This is a genomic window from Lysinibacillus sp. LZ02 (assembly GCF_050613145.1).
Taxonomy (GTDB): Bacteria; Bacillota; Bacilli; order Bacillales_A; family Planococcaceae; genus Lysinibacillus_B.
Map to the genome: position 1 here is coordinate 3,012,791 of NZ_CP192507.1, position 18,168 is coordinate 3,030,958.

Annotated in this window: 12 protein-coding genes and 1 other annotated feature; of the genes, 3 read left to right on the forward strand and 9 right to left on the reverse strand. The window is 41.0% G+C overall.

Translation table 11 applies throughout. The annotated features are described in order from the left end of the window. Window positions 1-77 precede the first annotated feature (77 nt). Window positions 78-680: a 30S ribosomal protein S4 gene (gene rpsD / locus ACQQ2I_RS14645; protein ID WP_431027534.1), complete on the forward strand. Its 603-nt coding sequence runs from the start codon at window positions 78-80 to the stop codon at window positions 678-680. Window positions 681-1,247: 567 nt separating this feature from the next. On the opposite strand, the gene ACQQ2I_RS14650 is transcribed toward rpsD, so the two are convergent. From ACQQ2I_RS14650 to ACQQ2I_RS14660, 3 genes are all read right to left on the reverse strand, one after another. Beyond that, window positions 1,248-1,415, reverse strand: a complete 168-nt coding sequence (locus tag ACQQ2I_RS14650) for a terminase small subunit (RefSeq protein ID WP_431030525.1) — start codon at window positions 1,413-1,415, stop codon at window positions 1,248-1,250. Window positions 1,416-1,553: 138 nt separating this feature from the next. Further along, complete coding sequence (locus tag ACQQ2I_RS14655; protein ID WP_431027535.1) at window positions 1,554-6,359, reverse strand: DUF5724 domain-containing protein; 4,806 nt, start codon at window positions 6,357-6,359, stop codon at window positions 1,554-1,556. A gap of 24 nt (window positions 6,360-6,383) precedes the next feature. Next, on the reverse strand, window positions 6,384-6,782 hold the full coding sequence (locus ACQQ2I_RS14660) for a hypothetical protein (protein ID WP_431027536.1): 399 nt from the start codon (window positions 6,780-6,782) through the stop codon (window positions 6,384-6,386). 234 nt (window positions 6,783-7,016) lie between these two features. Here ACQQ2I_RS14660 and ACQQ2I_RS14665 point away from each other — a divergent pair, with 234 nt between their 5' ends. Further along, on the forward strand, window positions 7,017-7,424 hold the full coding sequence (locus ACQQ2I_RS14665) for a pre-toxin TG domain-containing protein (RefSeq protein ID WP_431027537.1): 408 nt from the start codon (window positions 7,017-7,019) through the stop codon (window positions 7,422-7,424). A 561-nt stretch (window positions 7,425-7,985) separates the two neighbouring features. On the opposite strand, the gene ACQQ2I_RS14670 is transcribed toward ACQQ2I_RS14665, so the two are convergent. The 3 genes from ACQQ2I_RS14670 to tyrS all read right to left on the reverse strand — a co-directional run bounded on the left by ACQQ2I_RS14670 (window position 7,986) and on the right by tyrS (window position 11,467). Continuing rightward, a complete protein-coding gene (locus ACQQ2I_RS14670) occupies window positions 7,986-8,585 on the reverse strand; it encodes an Imm64 family immunity protein (RefSeq protein WP_431027538.1) in 600 nt (199 codons plus the stop codon). Window positions 8,586-8,819: 234 nt separating this feature from the next. Next, window positions 8,820-9,446, reverse strand: coding sequence for a YIP1 family protein (locus tag ACQQ2I_RS14675; RefSeq protein ID WP_431027539.1), 627 nt, complete (start codon window positions 9,444-9,446; stop codon window positions 8,820-8,822). 749 nt (window positions 9,447-10,195) lie between these two features. Continuing rightward, window positions 10,196-11,467: a tyrosine--tRNA ligase gene (gene tyrS, locus ACQQ2I_RS14680; protein ID WP_431027540.1), complete on the reverse strand. Its 1,272-nt coding sequence runs from the start codon at window positions 11,465-11,467 to the stop codon at window positions 10,196-10,198. Window positions 11,468-11,573: 106 nt separating this feature from the next. Continuing rightward, window positions 11,574-11,767, reverse strand: a binding site (T-box leader). Between the two features lie 101 nt (window positions 11,768-11,868). Between tyrS and ACQQ2I_RS14685 the strand changes: the two genes are divergently transcribed. Then, a complete protein-coding gene (locus ACQQ2I_RS14685; RefSeq protein ID WP_431027541.1) occupies window positions 11,869-14,886 on the forward strand; it encodes a transglycosylase domain-containing protein in 3,018 nt (1,005 codons plus the stop codon). A 188-nt stretch (window positions 14,887-15,074) separates the two neighbouring features. On the opposite strand, the gene ACQQ2I_RS14690 is transcribed toward ACQQ2I_RS14685, so the two are convergent. Genes ACQQ2I_RS14690 through argJ form a run of 3 tightly spaced genes read right to left on the reverse strand, consistent with a single transcriptional unit; the run spans window position 15,075 to window position 18,162 of the window. Continuing rightward, entirely contained in the window at window positions 15,075-16,202 is a 1,128-nt protein-coding gene (locus tag ACQQ2I_RS14690) for an acetylornithine transaminase (protein WP_431027542.1), read from the reverse strand. Between the two features lie 9 nt (window positions 16,203-16,211). Beyond that, a complete protein-coding gene (gene argB / locus ACQQ2I_RS14695; protein ID WP_431027543.1) occupies window positions 16,212-16,979 on the reverse strand; it encodes an acetylglutamate kinase in 768 nt (255 codons plus the stop codon). Next, complete coding sequence (gene argJ, locus ACQQ2I_RS14700; protein WP_431027544.1) at window positions 16,942-18,162, reverse strand: bifunctional ornithine acetyltransferase/N-acetylglutamate synthase; 1,221 nt, start codon at window positions 18,160-18,162, stop codon at window positions 16,942-16,944. The genes argB and argJ overlap by 38 nt, the downstream gene beginning before the upstream one ends. Window positions 18,163-18,168: the final 6 nt, after the last annotated feature.

Here is an 18,168-nt window from a genome sequence, read left to right on the forward strand (position 1 = left end):
TAAAATGCAACTAAGTATCGGGTATAACTGGTTTTTGTTTTACAACAAAAAAACCAAATTTAAAGGAGGAGACTAATATGTCTCGTTATACAGGTCCATCTTGGAAACTTTCTCGCCGTCTTGGTATTTCTTTAAGCGGCACAGGTAAAGAATTAGAAAAACGCCCATACGCACCAGGTCAACACGGTCCAAACGCTCGTGGTAAAAAATCTGAGTATGGTCTACAATTAACTGAAAAGCAAAAATTACGTCATATGTATGGTATGACTGAGCGTCAATTCAAAAACCTTTACAACAAAGCTGGTAAATTACAAGGTCTACACGGTGAAAACTTCATGATCCTTCTTGAAACTCGCCTTGACAACTTAGTTTACCGTTTAGGTTTAGCTCGCACTCGTCGTGCAGCTCGTCAATTAGTTAACCACGGCCACATCTTAGTAGATGGCAAACGCGTTGACATCCCTTCATTCTCAGTAAAACCAGGTCAAGCGATTTCTCTACGCGAAAAATCTCAAAACCTAGTTGCTGTTAACGAAGCAATCGAAGTAAACAACTTCGTACCAGAATACTTAACATTCGACGCTGACAAAAAAGAAGGTACTTTCGTACGTCTTCCAGAGCGCTCTGAATTATCAGCTGAAATCAGCGAACAATTAATCGTTGAGTTCTACTCTCGTTAATAAAACTTCGTTGCATTTAGCAACACAAAAAGCCCCAAAAACCTTGATATACAAAGGTTTTTGGGGCTTTTCTTATTTTATCTATTCATGCAATTGGGGCATAAAACAACATTAATTTTGGGCTAATGTGAGGCTAACTGGGACGAGCGCGTGCATAGCAATGAGTGAGTGATAGTAAGGCTTTAAGCAACCTATACAGGTTCGATATTTTAGGTTTAGTTTGGGACCGATAGGGGGAGCGAAATTTCGTCTCCCTTTTATTTTATAGAGGAATATCAAATTTGACATACCTTTGATATGTAGAGAATTTTTTAAGTATCCCCAATTTGGGAGATACCTTTTTATATTTGGTAAATGTCGAATTTAACACTGAATTGATTAATGCTATAAGGTGCATCAAATACAGTGTACCTTAATCTCTCCGTCATATTTGATAGTTAGGTAGTGTCTTGAATGTTTAAAGATACCTATTTAATGGCTCACTTTTGAGCTGTTGTAGCCTATGTTGAACATAGATCTTCATATTTCCGTGAACATCAAGTAGGAATACTGATTTTTCAGCTCTCCTCATCGATGCATAACAGCCATTAGTAGTTTCCCGACTTCTTGTTGGTCTGCCATACGCTCAGATTTTATTTGCTCCATACGCTCATCTATATAGGCCTTAATGTCAGGTTTTGTAAGGTTTTCTTGCCCTATGCTTCTAACGGTCTTTTTGCTATAATCGACCTTAATTGTTGCTTCAGTGTTAGTTTCTTTACTTTCCCAATGGCATCACCTCATTGTGCTAATTGCTTGGTCAATTAAAAAGCTGTTGCCTAAAACATACAGGCAACAGCTTTTACAACGAACTTTATTTTTTCAAACTAACCTTTACGATCGAATACTCCCCCGAATCCCTGGATCATTAATATCCCCATCATCTGCAAACAACAACAGCTTCGCGTTTATTTCCGCTGTTTTCGGATCCTCATCAACGAACGGTAAAAAGACGCGGCCGCGGTGCTGTGACGGAATGGCCATCACCGGAATCATCGCTCCACCGAGCTGGTGCACATTACCGCTACCTAAGTGAATTGTATAGTTGCCAAGGCTACCGTGAAGAACAATGTGTGGCGCCTTCACTTCCGCATTCGTTAACTGGAATAACTCGATTATTTCCTCAGCAATAACAGCGCGCATTTCAATTGTTGAATGCGAAGCTTCCGGGTCTACTTCACCAGCATGTGCCACACTTACAACTAAGTCGATATCACGCATGACCTCACTAAAATGCACAGGTGCGACGTCGCCAAGCTTCATCTTTTTATTCGTCAGTCGCCCATAGAAGCAAATATCCCGAAGCGTCGGCGCCTCGACATCCCCCGGCGTCCCGTAGTCATACACAAAATCAATATACGTAATCGCGTTGTAGCGATAGGAAATTTTGCGTACCGCCTCATCATAGCTCGCCTTCCAGCCGCGCGATTTCAGTAACGCCACAGCCTTCGTCGGTTGAATTTGATAGCCTTCAAATCGATTTGTAAACCGTACTTCCCTTTCCTCCTCAGTAGGAACGTAAAGCTCGCGGAACACTTGTTTAAACGGCTGCTTATAGCCGTGTTCGAATACGAAGCGCTGCCAGCTTCGCCAATTGCCCGCTGCATAAAAATGCGCCGGATGGGCAATTTGTAGCTCGCCTGCTACTTGCACGACACTTCCGTCAAGTGCGACAAACTGCTTATCACGAATAGCATAAAATTTATCATTCTGACACCAAATAAGCTCGCGTAGCAACGTCTCAAAGAGCGGATTTTCAAGTAAACTGTGTACAATTTGCGCGTCAAACACTGTTTCCTCGCACATCGCTCGCTCCAGTTGCTGCCTCATCCGACGAGCCTGCTCCGTTAGCTCCTTTTTCGCTGCTAGTAGCTCTAGCACATCTGGCTGCTTCGCTATTTTTTTCGGCACGGACTTAAGCGCCTTGCCGTTTTTCATAATGCGCACGTCTACCTTTTGCTCTTCGTATACAAGGTATAGCTGCACGTCGTCAATTTCCTGCGGCGTAAACCATTTCTCTAGCTCGCGGTAGCGCTCCTGCTCCATTTGCCACATAAACTGCGTCGTGTTGCCATTCGCCGCCTGCTGGGCTAGATTGAAAATAGCCATTTCTACCGCCTCAGCCTCACTCGCGCGGCGCTGAGCACCAAAAGCACGGCTTTCCTTTAAAAACTGCTGGAAAAATAAATAGCGCTCCTTTGCCTCATCCATCGTTGCAGGTAACAGGCTATATGCACGCAGCTTATCTTTATTGCGCTTGTCACAAATTTCCGCGCGCAACGCCTCCGCATCTAGCTCCCCTAGTGTTGCACGCGCATATAGCTGCGCGCGTCGGTGATTCGAGCCGGACGATGCGTATTTCGCAGCATTGTACACAATGTCAAACTGTTCCGCCGTTAAACGGGTACGCGCCGTCATAAACCACGCACGGTCAAACGCCCCGCGCTGGAAATCTGTAGCCGGAATCGCGCTATACTCCATTATTTTTGCCTTCTCAAAATCGCTATTATATTCCGACGTATGCGCAATGAAGTACCACGCCACATCCTCTAGCCCTTCCCAGTCGATGTAGCGGCTAATAAACGGGATGAGCGTCGTATTATAAAACATCGCCTCAATAAGCCGTTCCGCTGTAAAACCTGCCGCATCTAATTTTGCAAAGCTTTCCTCACCCATGTCCTCTTCGCTTAGCTCCACACGCTCAAGTAGCGTCGACAAGCTATCCTTTCGCGTATGCACCCCGTATGTCCATTGACGGCTTAGCTTCTCCTCACCGAGCGCCTTTAATAAACGAATAAAGTAATCAATTCCCGGTACTTTTCGAATATGGCTAACGAGATACGTCGTCTTCGCCTCCAGCTCACCGCGCGCAAGCTCCTCCTCAATAACGTACGTCTGCAGCGCGTGAATCATCTCGTACACTTCCTCCGAGCAGCTATACCAATCAATTAAATCAACCGTCTCTGCTCTTAGCTCAAGCATATACGCAAACTTCTTCATACAAACAATGCGGCGCAAATGGTCAATCGTCAGCATATCATTAGCCACCGCAAGTAAAATACTTGCTAATGGAATATGGTTAAAATAGTCCTCAACCCGCTCGAAATAAAGCGACGCCGTGTAAAAATATTGAGTCACCGGCTTCATCGTATGCGCATAAAAGCCCATTTCCGAAAAAGCTGCACTGAAAAATGAAATATCAAGCAGCGTATACGGCGTGTCCTTATCCTTCATCCCTAAATCAACATCCGCACAGCTGACGACAAGGTCGCGTAGCATCCCGCTACAAAACGCTACATAGTCAAACGCAACGCTCTCTAAATGCTCATGCAGCGTCGTTTGCAGTGGTGCATCCCCGTCGCCAACTAAATAATGCATAATTGTCGACACTTGCTGCTCGTACGGCGCCTCGTCAAATAAATTTTCCAGTAAATCTTGCCGCTCCTCTGGCAAATACGTATTTAATAACGCTAAACATTTTTGCGATAAATTGCGGCGTCCCCAATAAAAGTTGCGACTAATTTCCTTTAAATAAAGATAGCAATACACATCATCAACTGACAGCTCACACGTCATGAGCCAGTCACACCACACTTCTGCTAACGGTAGCTGATCAATCGACCCTGGCGCTTCTGGCGTACTTTCAGCGAGCGTTAAACGCTCACCGATTAACACCGTTTGCTCATAGCCTCGCTGCGTATACGCTACCTCCGCATGCTCCTCAATTAATGCACGTAACGCCATTAATTTTTCCGCTAATAACTTAAAATCATATTCCGCAAAATCTTTAAACGTAAAATAAACATCCGTCTCCGGCTCCATAATGTAGTGAAGTGGCTCAAGCGGCTCATCTAAAAAGCTCGTCTTTTGCTGCTCAAACAGCTGTAAATATCCTTTTTCCTTCTCACTCGGGCACTCAATATAGCTCGACCAATCACGCGGTGCAAGCTGATCCTTTAGCTCGACTAGTAGCTCGAGCGTCCTTAAACGCACCGGCTCCTTTTTACTTTGCAATAGCTCAATTGCAAACGACTCCATTTCATCAAGCGGTCGCTTTTTCAGCATTTCGATAACGGCAACACGCATCTCACCTGACTTGAGCGCAAGTAAGGATGGAATATAGCTTTTTAATTGCTCAAACGGAATCGGCAATGTTTGAAGCTTTTTCACGACGTCAAGACGAATTGTCGCGCTACGGTCTTTTAGCGCCGGCATCAGTAAATCATAGTCGCCAAGACAAGCTGGCGCAAAGAAGTAAAAATAATCGCGACAATTGACCGACATTTTCGTCACAGCCGTCGCAAGTGCGCGCACATGCCGCTCATCGTTCACATGAAGCGCCAACAATAGCTCGAGCTTAAATAGGCTTACCCGCTCAAACGTTGCATGTAAAAACGTGAAAGGTGTGCTATTTACCTCATACGTTTCCCCGCGAAATGCCGCGCGCATTTGCTGTACCTTTTGTAGCCACGTTGACGCATCGTTCGCTAGCCACGGATGCTCTGTGAAAAAATTGTCGACAAGTTTTCGCTCGTCGTCATCTTTATAGCAATATGTATACGGGAACGACCTAATCACACAGCGGATACCAAACATAAATGTCGTCAAATTATCGGTTTGCAGCATACGCGCACTCACGACATCATAAACCGGGCGTGTCATTTCCATATTGTATAGCGTATACAGCATCGTTTGCTGCACATAATCAGCGCGCGTAAGTAACGCATCTGTACGATCAAACACACCATTAATATCACGACATGCGATACACCAAAGCGCAATGAAAATATCTAAATTGCTATCACTTTCTAGCAGTTGCTCAATGATTGTCTCATCCTGCAGCGCCGCGTAGCTCGTTTCAAGTACATATTGAAGCTGTCGGCGATTTGACACATCATAGCCAAGTCCAAACCATACATCAACGGCACGCACAATGGACGAAAAGCGCAGTAAATCATGTTCTAAAATAACGTTCATAAACGTCAGCTGTGCCTTTAACGAGCCTTCATCAATCGACTCGGCAATCACTTGACGCACACCTTCCTGATTTTTCGCCGCGATGAGCACATTAGCGAGCAGCTGATGCATTTCCTCATGCTCTGACATTAAAATGCCGCGAATGAGCTCGCGCGTATAAAGCGGATGCGCCCCGTTTTTCCATAAAATATCACGCACATACTGCTCCGCCCGCGCCTCACGTGCATTTAACCGTAGCGCCAGCTCATATGTAAATAGTTCACGCAGCATAATCGGCTCTTTATCTTTCGTTACGAACTGCCACACGCCACTTGCATAGCCTTCCTTCGCATTGTGCTCAAACACCGCATAAAAATCATACGCCGGATGGTTTTTTAACCATAAAATAAATTTCATAAGCCGCGTGCTATGTAGCTTGACCGACTGCGGTGCGCGGTACGAGCGGCGCGCATACGACTGAGAATACGGAATCGTCTGCAAAAGCTTGAGCAAACGTTCAAATAATACAAACCGCTCCTCTGACAAAATCGTTGGCAAAAAAGCCATTAGCTCACTGCGCTGTAAATCATCAAATGTTTCCAAATCAAGCTTACAAAATAGCTCATCCGCCTTGTAAAAATCATAATCCTCTGCTTTTGCAAGCTGCTGCTGAAGCTTTTCCATTACGTGCTCGATTATAAACGCCCCCTATCTTCCTGCTAAAAATGTTAGTTTAATAAATGTCCAAGCCGGCTCGTCTGAGTGAATCGCCTCATCAAGCGACGTATACACATATTGCCCTTGTAGCACCTTAAACAATCCGTCTAGAAACGCCAGCTCCATCACCTGCACACTCTTTTCGAGCGACTGCTCAGCACGCGGTGAAAGCGTTGAAAACTTCGCCTTTCCGCGCTCCTCAATCGTCGCTTCCTCCGCCTCTATTAAAAAACGCAGCAACGAATCTGCTTCGTTGTAGCGCGCAACTTCTACCTCGACTAGCGCCCGCAACAGTTCGCGCAACGTTTGCGGCTGCCCCGCAAGCTCATACACCACCGCCTCTAGCTTTCGACTGCGCCCGAGCGATTTTTTTTGCACCGTTATTTGCACTACACCACATCCCCCTTTCGCACAACAAATATACTTAATTTTCTAAATAATAATTATTTTACCATTATACTATTGCATAATTATTTTATGCAAACGTACGTTTTACTCATTTATAAAATGAGCCGATAGTTAGTGTTAATAAAAATTTAAAAGTAACAAGCAATTCTTACTCATTAAAAAAGTAATAGTTATAATTCAAGCTACAAGGATTTTGTAAAAATACCCCAAAACTCCATGAATAAATATAATAATAGCTTTCGAGTAGCCTCACTTTCCGATGTTCTAGATTTCATACCTAGAATTTCTAATGGTAAAGCAGCTTATGAAGTAATAACAGGTAAAAATCTTATTACAAGAGAGGTATTATCAACTTCTGATAGAATAACATCTGGAGCAGGTGTTATTGTGCCTGGAGTAAAAGGTGCAAGTAAAGTTGTAAAAGCTGTTACTAAATCAACTAAATCTGTAAATTCACCTTTTTATAAACCTATAAAATTAGATATGGATCATATAACATCTGGTCATACTACCTCGGGTGGAAGAGCAAATCAAAGTGGAAAGAAAGACGTATTTCCAAGTAAAATGACCGACAAGCAAATAGAAAACGCTATTATAGATGCATACAAGAACGGAAAAAAGTGACTACTCAAGGTAACAGAGTCAAAGTGAGAGGGAAAGGCCAAGGGATGGAAATTGAATAACAAATGCATCACACCCGGGTTATTTCTATCCTATCAATAATAATAATAATAATAATAGTAAAAATACACAGGTGTTTTTCCGAAATTCCCCTTTCGATATTGTTATTTTTGCTGTCGGTGTCCATCATAATTGTTGTCGGTGCCACCTCAATAAAACGCAAAAAAGTCCGCTACTAAAACTAAAGTAACAGACTTGTACTTATTTATTACACTTTTTGTACATGTACAATACTTGCCAATATGGCATTTTTCAGAAGTGACTAAATAGCCAGATTAAAGCGGATTGTTTCAATCTTGTTATAATCGTTAATATGAAGCGCTGGCAAAACAGCCCCAATCCTTAAATACATTCCTATAAAGTCATAATCCAAACTAAACCATTTAAGACTCTAATTGGGCATCAAGAACTATAACTAACAAGTGCTTTTTGAAATATAAACCTAAAATCAGATAGTCCATTATCAATTAGTAGGAAAATTCTATATTTTCATTGTGCTTTAGCTTAATCCTTAATTTTTCTATTAGTTACCCCATTTATGTACCAACTAGCCTTTGAAATTTTTAAATTATTATGGTCATCATATCTAGCTTCAATTGAATAATATGGTTGTGTTAGATTCTTAAATTTTTCTGGCGAAAATACAACTTCAGCTTCTTGGCAAGAAAAAGCATAATCCATTTTAAGTTTTCTACAAAAAGTTTTCATAAAGTTTATAATAAAGGTCTCTACAAATTCTAAATCACTTATTTCATAACTCTGTATGATGAATGCTTCCTCCATTTCTAGAGTAAAGCTATAAAAATCATCTCCATAAATATCTATTCTAATTACTACATCAACATATGAATTATTGTAGTAGGGAAAATCAGTAACTTTAAATTCACAATAATATGCTTTCTTCAGTTCATCCACTAATTTCTTAGTTTCTGAAACATGTGGATTGCTAATTTCTACCCATTTCAATCCATTTTTATTAGTGGAAAATGTTATACCTTTAACTTTCATCCCATTATTATTAAGGAAATCTATTAAACAATAATAGTTACCATTAAAAGTGCTAACATCACTTTTAACAAAACCAATGTTAATTTTTGCTCCCATTAAATTAACATGTCACCTCTTCCTAACAAAATTTTATTGTTCAGTCGCTCTTTCCCTATTTACTCTGTGAAATTCAGCTTGTTTAATTAGTTCTACCTAGAAAATAAACTTGTCAACAGAATGATTATATATCCTTTCATTACCCTTTCCCGTACTTAATTTATAGAAAAAAACCTACAAAAAAATGCAGGCTTTTACGATTTACTTTATAAACTTTTTATTATCAATACCCTATTACAGTATCAGTACAACAAGTAACCCAACGATCATAGCAGCACCTATACTAGCAATAAGTAGCGTGAAAAAGGCCTTCCATTTTGAAAAACTATGGATTTCAGAAATCCCAATAATTGATAAGACGAGTGTCCAAATACTTGCGACTAAAATAATAAAGCTTCCTATATACGACCATATCGCCTCTCCCATCGTTAGTCCATCATGGGGAATGTTGAAAAATGTGTGTCTTGAGTACTGCATCCAAAATAACAGTACAGGCATTAACCAAATATACGGAATAACCGTTAAGCACATCGTTTGAAACATCGCTTTAAATGAAGCCTTCCCGCCGAATGCCGCACCGATATGAGCAAGCATAAAAGCGATGACTAAATTGGCAATCATAAAATATAAGATACCCGTAATAAACGACGAATACACGACTTCGCCAAGGCTATACGGAAACGGATATTTCGTACTATATAATGATAGTAAAGCACTTGCAAATCCCCCTACTGCACCTACATAAAGTGAATAAGAAAAGGTTTTATGATCAAGTGTATATCGGAATGTTTCGCGAGGCTTTACCATAATCGATAAAACAGGCTCACGGTCGTCCATTTGTGTGTTCAGCTGTGCAGTCAAAACATATATCCTCCTAAAACTATGTATGAAACTATTATACTCATATTTTTATACGAGGGATACTTATAGCACTTGATCTCATTCGTACCGGTATAAGTCCATTGTTCTCTCCCGACATAACGATCGAACCCCTTGCTAACGAATCGGCCCATTCCCTCGGATTTTGGCTAAAAAATGAACGTTTTCATTCGAAATAGAAGGCTCTACGAATAGCTGCTGTACTAAAAAAGAGAGAAATTTACCAAAAAGAATACTTATGTAGAGGACGAAAAAAGTGAGTTTTGGGATAAAAAACGAAAATAATCGAGCTTTTTTCCGAGAAACTCATCGTGATTCAACATGCTTGATAGGAGTCTTTATAATGTGAATAGCAATAACTACCTCTCTATTTTGATAAAAACAAATGCTTCCTTACATTTTTTCAATAGAAAAAAATTATACGCTCACTGTAAAATCATCAAAACCTCTAGTCGTCGATTTTGACATACAACTTATTTGAGGTTAAGCGCCATTTAAGTAAATAGTCCCGATTTGACACTTATTTTAAATTAAGTTGTATATCGATTTCGCTATCTGACACAATCGGAGGATTAAAATAATTTATTTTAATAAATGGAAGTGAAAAATCCACTGTTACTGTCAAAGCTACGGACGCAAAGTAACACATTGCTGAAACTGCCATCCCTCTTTTAAAGTAAACAAAAAGGGCGCCAGAAAACAAAAACTTTCCGAACACCCTCTTCACTATATTAGTTAAACTTCACCATATGATATTTCTTTTTACCACGACGGATAATGGTAAAGGCATCTTCTAAACGGTCTTTTGTGTCCACTACGTATTCTAGGTCTTGGACTTTTTCTCCGTTTACAGAAATCGCACCGTTTGTTACATCTTCACGCGCTTGACGTTTAGAAGAAGAGATACTAGCTTCTACAAGTAAATCTACAATGTTTTTATCTTCTTTCGCTACTTCTACAGAAGGAACACCTGAGAAGGCAACTTTCATTTCTTCTACTGATAATGCTTTTAAATCACCAGAGAATAATGCTGCCGTAATACGTTCAGCAGCTGCTAAGCCTTCTTCACCATGGATTAATTTTGTCATTTCTTCTGCTAATGCTTTTTGCGCTTTACGTAAATGCGGTTCTTCTTGTACTGATACTTCTAACGCTTCAATTTCCTCGCGCGTTAAGAATGTGAAGATTTTTAAATATTTCACTACGTCCGCATCTGCTGCGTTAATCCAGAATTGGTAGAACTCGTACGGAGATGTTTTTTCTGCATCTAACCAAACGGCACCACCTGCTGTTTTACCGAATTTTGTCCCATCAGCTTTTGTTACTAAAGGAATCGTAATACCGAATGCTTTTGCGCTTTCATCATGTGTTTTACGGATTACTTCAAGACCTGTTGTAATGTTCCCCCATTGATCAGAGCCACCTACTTGAATACGCACCTGATGGTTGTCGTATAAGTAGTTGAAGTCAATGCCTTGAATAATCGTGTACGCGAATTCTGTAAACGAAATCCCTGAGTCAAGACGTGAGGCAATTGTATCTTTTGCTAGCATGTAGTTGACGTTAACTAATTTTCCGTAGTCGCGTAAAAATTCAATGACGCTCATCTTGCCAATCCAGTCATAGTTGTTTACGAGCTTCGCTGCATTGTCAGTAGCCGCATTAAAATCAAATAAGCGCTCAAATTGTTTCTTTAAGCCTTGTACGTTTTTATCGATTTGCTCGATTGTTTGTAATTGACGTTCTTCAGAGCGTCCAGATGGGTCTCCTACCATTCCTGTTGCACCACCAACTAATAAAACCGGCTTATGCCCAGCTTGTTGGAAACGACGAAGCGTTAACAGCGGCACGATATGACCGATGTGCATTGAATCAGCAGTTGGGTCTACCCCTACGTATAAAGATACTTTCTCTTCGTTTAATAGTTTTTCCATACCTTCAGCGTCTGTTTGTTGATATAGAAGCCCACGCCATTGTAAATCTTGTAATAATTCGTTTGTCATAGTATTTCCTCCTAAATGTTTAATCCATCCTAAAAGGGATATAATTACAAAAAGTGTAGAATTAGTGTATACCTATAATAAAAAAGCCCTGCATGCAAAAATCGCATGCAGGGACGTTTATACATAACGCGGTACCACCCGGCTTGAAGAATTCTCTTCCACTCCAATCGTCTTAACGCGACGTACACGTTCAAGCTCCAAGAACGTAATTCATGCATCCGTTATGACTAGCTTCCACCAACCGCTAGCTCTCTATACAGGGAACGTACTGCACTACTGCAATCTTTTCAATGCTCGAAAAACTATAAGGAATATTCTACTCAAATTTTTACAGTTGTCAATATGTTGCACGATAAATTTAGAAATATGCTATAATTATTAAGATTTAGGAGGTCGATTGAGTGAAAGAATGGATCCAACAAGTATATGAAAGAATTATAAAGTTAAATAAACAAATCGAATCTTTTGCTAGTTCTACAAGAGGACGTCGCCTACGAATTACAGGAGACGTATTTTGGAACTTAGCTTTATTATTGTTTATCTTTCTAGTCACAGCAGGGATTTTTGCTCTATCTGTCGGCGCTGGCTACTTCGCTTCTCTCGTAAAAGAAGAACCACTTCGTTCGCAAGCTGAAATGCGTGAACAAGTTCTTAACTACGAAGAAACAAGTGAAATTTATTTTGCAGATGAAATTTATATAGGGAAGCTTCGAACAGATCTAGAACGTCGTGAGACATCTTTAGCCTCGGTTTCACCACTTGTCGTGAATGCCGTATTAGCCACAGAGGATGAATATTTCCGTGAACATAACGGAATTGTACCAAAAGCTGTTATTCGTGGTTTACTCCAAGACGTGACAAACTCTTCCACACAAACAGGGGGATCAACATTAACACAGCAGTTGATTAAAAACCAAATTTTAACAAACGAAGTCTCGTATGAACGTAAAGCAAAAGAGATTTTACTAGCAATGAGACTTGAGCATTTTATGACAAAGGAAGAAATTTTAGAAGCTTACTTAAATATCATTCCTTATGGTCGTAATTCATCGGGTAACAATATTGCAGGGATTGCCACTGCTGCTGAAGGGATTTTTGGTGTCGATGCATCTACATTAAATTTAGCACAAGCTGCTTATATTGCAGGTATTCCACAATCACCTTATGCGTACACACCTTTTAAGCAAACTGGTGAACTAAAATCGGAAGAAGGTTTACAACCAGGGATTAACCGGATGAAAACGGTTCTTTACCGTATGCAAGAAGCTGGCTATATTACAGAAGCAGAATATGAGGAAGCTATAACCTATGATATTACACAAGACTTCCGTGAACCTGTCCCTCGTGCAACGGACTTGTATCCTTGGATTACAGCAGAAATCGAAAGTCGTGCCACAAAAATTATGGCTAAAATATTAGCAGAGCGTGATGGCATTGACCCCGAGCGTTTAGATGAAGAAGAAAACCTAATGGAGAAATATTCAATTCTAGCCGACCGTGATATCCGCTCTTCTGGTTATCGAATTTACTCAACCATCGATAAAAACATGTACGATACGATGAACGAAGCAGCAAAAAACTTTAAATACTATGGTCATACGTATACGGCTACCACAACAAATGAAGATGGCGAAGAAATCGAGATCCAAATGCCTGTTCAAGTAGGTAGCGTATTAATGGAAAACTCCACTGGCCGTATTATTAGCTTTGTTGGTGGACGTGACTTTGAAATAGTGGAGCTAAATCATGCGACACAAGCTTTTCGTCCAAACGGTTCAACCATGAAACCATTACTTGCCTATGGTCCAGCAGTTGAATACGGCGTGATTGGGGCAGGTAGTCCTGTTGTCGATGTAAAATTCTCAATCGGTGGGTATAGCCCATCTAACTATTTCGAAAGCGAAGAGCGCGGACTTATGCCCGCACGTGAAGCCCTTGCTCACTCTCAAAACTTAACAGCGCTACGCTTATATGACTCTATTTTAGATCGTAAACCTGCTACATTTTTAGAAAAAATGGGCTTTAGTAAATTAACAGATGGCGATTATGTAAACCTTTCAACGGCAATCGGCGGCTTAACAGTCGGTACGAGCGTCGAAGAAAACACAAACGCCTTTGCTACATTTGCCAATAACGGACAGTTTATCGATGCTTATATGATTGACAAAATTGTCGATCTTGATGGCAATGTGATATATGAACATAAAGCAGAGGCCGCCCAAGTATTTAGTCCCGAAACATCGTATATCGTGACAGACATGATGCGTGATGTTTTAGAGTACGGTACGGGTACACGTGCAAGAAGCATGTTAAAATTCTCAAGTGACTTTGCAGCAAAAACAGGAACAACGCAAGATTATAAAGATGTATGGCTAGTTGGTTATAATCCAAATATTACGCTCGGTGTATGGTTAGGATACGATCAACAACGTACACTCAATACGTTTAACACGACGTATTTCCAACCAAGTACACGCGTCAATATGTTATGGGCATCTTTAATGAATGCTGCTTATGACGCCAATAGTGAACTGGTAGGGACAAAAGAGCGATTCCAACGCCCTAAAGATGTGGTAAGTGCTTCATTCTGTGGTATGTCAGGGCTAGCACCTTCTGCAGCGTGTTCAAACGCAGGACTCGTTCGCTCAGATTTATTTAACCGCAACGTCTTTATACCATCACGGATAGATGACAGCTTTGGATCGGGGGCATCACTTGTTGAAATCGACGGGAAATATTATCAAGCATTAAATTCAACACCAGCTGAATTTATTTCTAGTAGTGGTTTCGGTTTAAACCCAACCTTTGCAAAACGGATGCTCGGACGCTTAGGTGGGGACCCGTCAAAATTATTACCAAACAACTCATCATTGGGCACATCCTCACTAAGTGGCAATACATTTAATGCGGATAGTTCAGCACCCGAAGCTGTCGCTGCTTCACTAGCAGGAAACACAATGAACTGGTCAAAATCAGCATCAAATGATGTTGTCGGTTATCGTGTTTACAATGTAACAGGTGGAGCGAGGGCACTCGTTTCATCCATTAACGGATCAGGGCGACGGAGTATTACTGTTCCTGATGGGCACTCATATATAGTCGTTGCTGTTGATATTACTGGTCGTGAATCTGCTCCATCAAATCCAATTTCAATAGCACCTCCAGAACCAACAGAACCTGTTGAACCAAGTGATCCAAATAACAACGGCAACGGCAATGAAGATGGCGGAAATGGACAGGATAATGGAAACGACGGGAATGGATCTGGGAATGAACCAACGGACAATGGGGACAACGATAACCAAAATAATAACAATGGTAACGGAAATGAATCAAACGATTCCGATGTTAATGGGGACAACGGAGACGGCAATATATCCGAACCTGAAATACCAGATTCTTCACAATCCAATGAATGACTTTAAAATTTGTTTATAAGTATAATTTCATGAAAGGGGTCGTCTGAAAAGACATTTTGAGACGGAACCTTTCGAGGATGGTGGCATGTTGATGTGACCACCGCAGGAGCAATATTTCTTAATGGATAATTATTAAGAAGTAAAGGGGTGTCCAGAAAGTTTTTACTTTCTGGACACCCCCATTTGATTTATTTCGCTAAAACAGATGTTAAAATCGCTACCGCTTCATCGATTTCTTCGTTTGAAACCGTTAGCGGTGGTAATAAACGAATGACTTTTGGACCTGCTGCAACAGTTAGTAGTCCTGCCTCATCTAAAGCAGTCACATACGGCGCAACATCCTCACCCCAACCGATTCCTAGCATTAACCCTTTGCCATTCACCGTTACATGCGGCAATGCTTCTTGTAGCTTTGCAATCAGATAAGCTGATTTTTCTTGTACATTTTGTAAAAATGCCTCGTTAAATACATGGTCAAGTACCGTTTGTGCAACAGCTACACCTAGTGGGTTACCCCCGAATGTTGTACCATGTGTACCCGCACTAAATGTATCAAATAGTTCAGCCGTACCTAAAATCCCCCCAATTGGGAAGCCGCCGCCAAGACCTTTTGCCATGGATACAATATCGGGCTTTAATACCGTTTGTTCAAACGCGAAACGGGTACCTGTACGCCCAATACCTGTTTGCACTTCATCCACAATTAATAAAATATCTGTTGATTGATGAATTTCATGAATTGCTGCCGCAAACTCCTCCGTTACAGGGTTTACACCACCCTCACCTTGAATTAATTCCAGCATAATTGCCGCTGTTTCACCATCCACTGCCGCTTTTAACGCTTCCACATCATTGAATGGTAACGTCACGAATTCACTTACTAACGGACCAAATCCGTTGCGCACTTTATCTTGACCTGTCGCACTCATCGCACCAAATGTACGACCATGGAATGATTGTTCGAATACGATCATCTTATGTTTCCCCGTATGCTTGCGTGCTAATTTAATTGCCGCTTCATTTGCCTCAGCACCACTGTTACAGAAGAAAGCATGTGATAAATGAACATCCTTCACAAGTGTTTCTGCTAGCTTTTCTTGCCCTGGACTCTCGAATAAGTTACTAATATGCCAAAGCTTTTCACTTTGCTCCTGAATGGCTTTGACAATCGCTGGATGTGCATGACCAAGTGCACATACTGCGATACCGCTCGTAAAATCTAAATAGCGCTTACCATTTGTATCAAACACTTCTGTTCCTTTTCCTTCAACAATCGCAATTGGTCTTCTTGCATAATTTTGAAATAATGCACCCATATTCTTCACTTACCCTTCATTTTTAATCTTTGTACCTGTTAATGTATCACTGACAATTTGTACAGATGGAATGCCTGCATGTAGACAAGCAACAGCACCTTGTACTTTCGGAATCATCCCACCGTAAATATGTCCTTCTTCAATCCAACCATTAATGTCTGCTTCCGTTACTTCCTTTTGATACTCATCATGAATCCGAATCCCTGAAACATCTGTTACGAGAAGTAAACTTTCTGCTTTTACCGCTAATGCGATTTCACTTGCCACTGTATCGCCATTAATATTAAGTGCCTGCCCTTCTGTTGTTGTGCCAATACAAGCGACTACTGGCACAATACCAGCTGCTGTTAGTGCATCAAGAAGAGCCGTATTCACGTTTGTTACTTCCCCAACAAAACCGTACGTATCCTTGTCTAAATATGTACTCTCTAAAAGGGTACCATCAAATCCGTTTAGTCCCACTGCTGTAATCCCCGCTGCATTCAGCTCATGCACAAGTGCTGGATTTACTTTTCCAATTAAAGTTGATTGGACAAGCTCAATCATTTCTGCTGTCGTCACACGTAAACCATTTACCGTATGCGATTCGATATTCGCTTTTTTTAGCTCCCGGTTAATCGCCGGGCCACCACCATGTGTAATAATTAATTGATACCCCTCATCTTGCAATGCCTGGAAATTACGAAAGAAGGCCTCATTTAGACCTTCTAACGTACTACCTCCAAGCTTAATCACCATTTTACGAGCGGTATGATGCGTTGATTTGAACGTAGTCATAAGTTAAATCACACCCCCATGCAAAGCCGTGCCCTTCTCCTACTTCCAACGACACGTAAATTTTCACTTCTTGTTGTTTTAAAATTTCGATTAACTCTTCTTCAGAGAATTTGATTGGCTCGCCCTTTTCTACCATTGTCGCACCGCCAATTTTAATGGTAATCTTTTCTGGATTTACTGTTGCACCACTATAGCCCACTGCTGCGATAATACGCCCCCAGTTTGCATCACAGCCAAATACTGCTGTTTTTACAAGTGGTGAGCCCACTACTGTTTTGGCAATTTTACGTGCTTCCTCATCTGAAATCGCACCATCAACTTCTACTTCAATTAATTTCGTTGCACCTTCTCCGTCACGTGCAATCGCTTTTGCTAAATCTTCTGCTACTAAACGTAGTGCTGTATAGAAGTTTTCCCAATCCGGATGTGCTGGTGTTAGTGGCTCGTTTCCTGCTAAACCATTTGCCATGACCACCACTGTATCATTTGTTGATGTATCCCCATCTACTGTGATGGCATTAAATGTGACGTTCGTAATTTCTGATAATGCTTTTTGCAATTCCGCTGATTCAATATTTGCATCTGTCGTAATAAAGCCAAGCATTGTCGCCATATTCGGCTCAATCATCCCTGAACCTTTCGCCGTACCTGATACAAGTACTTCCTGCCCATCAATGTTCGTTGCGTAAGTTGTATTTTTCATTACTGTATCAGTTGTTAAAATCGATTGCGCGAAATCGATTCCACTTTCTAAATCACGACTAGGAGCTAACATCTCAACGCCTTTTTTCACTGGTGCTAGGTTCATAATTTCACCGATGACACCTGTTGATGCTACCCCTACTAAATACGATTCGATGCCTAGTTTGGCAGCCGCTAAGCTTTGCATTTCATAAGCATCTGCAATCCCTTGTTTCCCTGTACACGCATTGGCATTACCTGAGTTTACAATGATCGCCTGCATTTTCTGCGTATTGTAAACCACTTCTTTTGTTACTTTTATTGGCGCTGCTTGCACTACATTTGTCGTAAATACACCTGCGACAGACGCTGGTACTTCACTTACTAAAATCGCTAAATCTTTTTTCTCTTTTTTTATACCGCAATGTACCCCAGCAGCTGTAAACCCTTTTGGTGAAACAACATTACTACTTGATAGCTTCTTTATTTCAATCGTTGTCATAATATC

Bases quoted from the DNA above. Each gene is read 5' to 3' on its own strand.
- rpsD (WP_431027534.1), top strand. From the start codon at position 78: ATGTCTCGTTATACAGGTCCATCTTGGAAACTTTCTCGCCGTCTTGGT.
- ACQQ2I_RS14655 (WP_431027535.1), bottom strand. From the start codon at position 6,359: ATGGAAAAGCTTCAGCAGCAGCTTGCAAAAGCAGAGGATTATGATTTT.
- ACQQ2I_RS14665 (WP_431027537.1), top strand. From the start codon at position 7,017: ATGAATAAATATAATAATAGCTTTCGAGTAGCCTCACTTTCCGATGTT.
- ACQQ2I_RS14670 (WP_431027538.1), bottom strand. From the start codon at position 8,585: ATGGGAGCAAAAATTAACATTGGTTTTGTTAAAAGTGATGTTAGCACT.
- tyrS (WP_431027540.1), bottom strand. From the start codon at position 11,467: ATGACAAACGAATTATTACAAGATTTACAATGGCGTGGGCTTCTATAT.
- ACQQ2I_RS14690 (WP_431027542.1), bottom strand. From the start codon at position 16,202: ATGGGTGCATTATTTCAAAATTATGCAAGAAGACCAATTGCGATTGTT.
- argB (WP_431027543.1), bottom strand. From the start codon at position 16,979: ATGACTACGTTCAAATCAACGCATCATACCGCTCGTAAAATGGTGATT.
- argJ (WP_431027544.1), bottom strand. From the start codon at position 18,162: ATGACAACGATTGAAATAAAGAAGCTATCAAGTAGTAATGTTGTTTCA.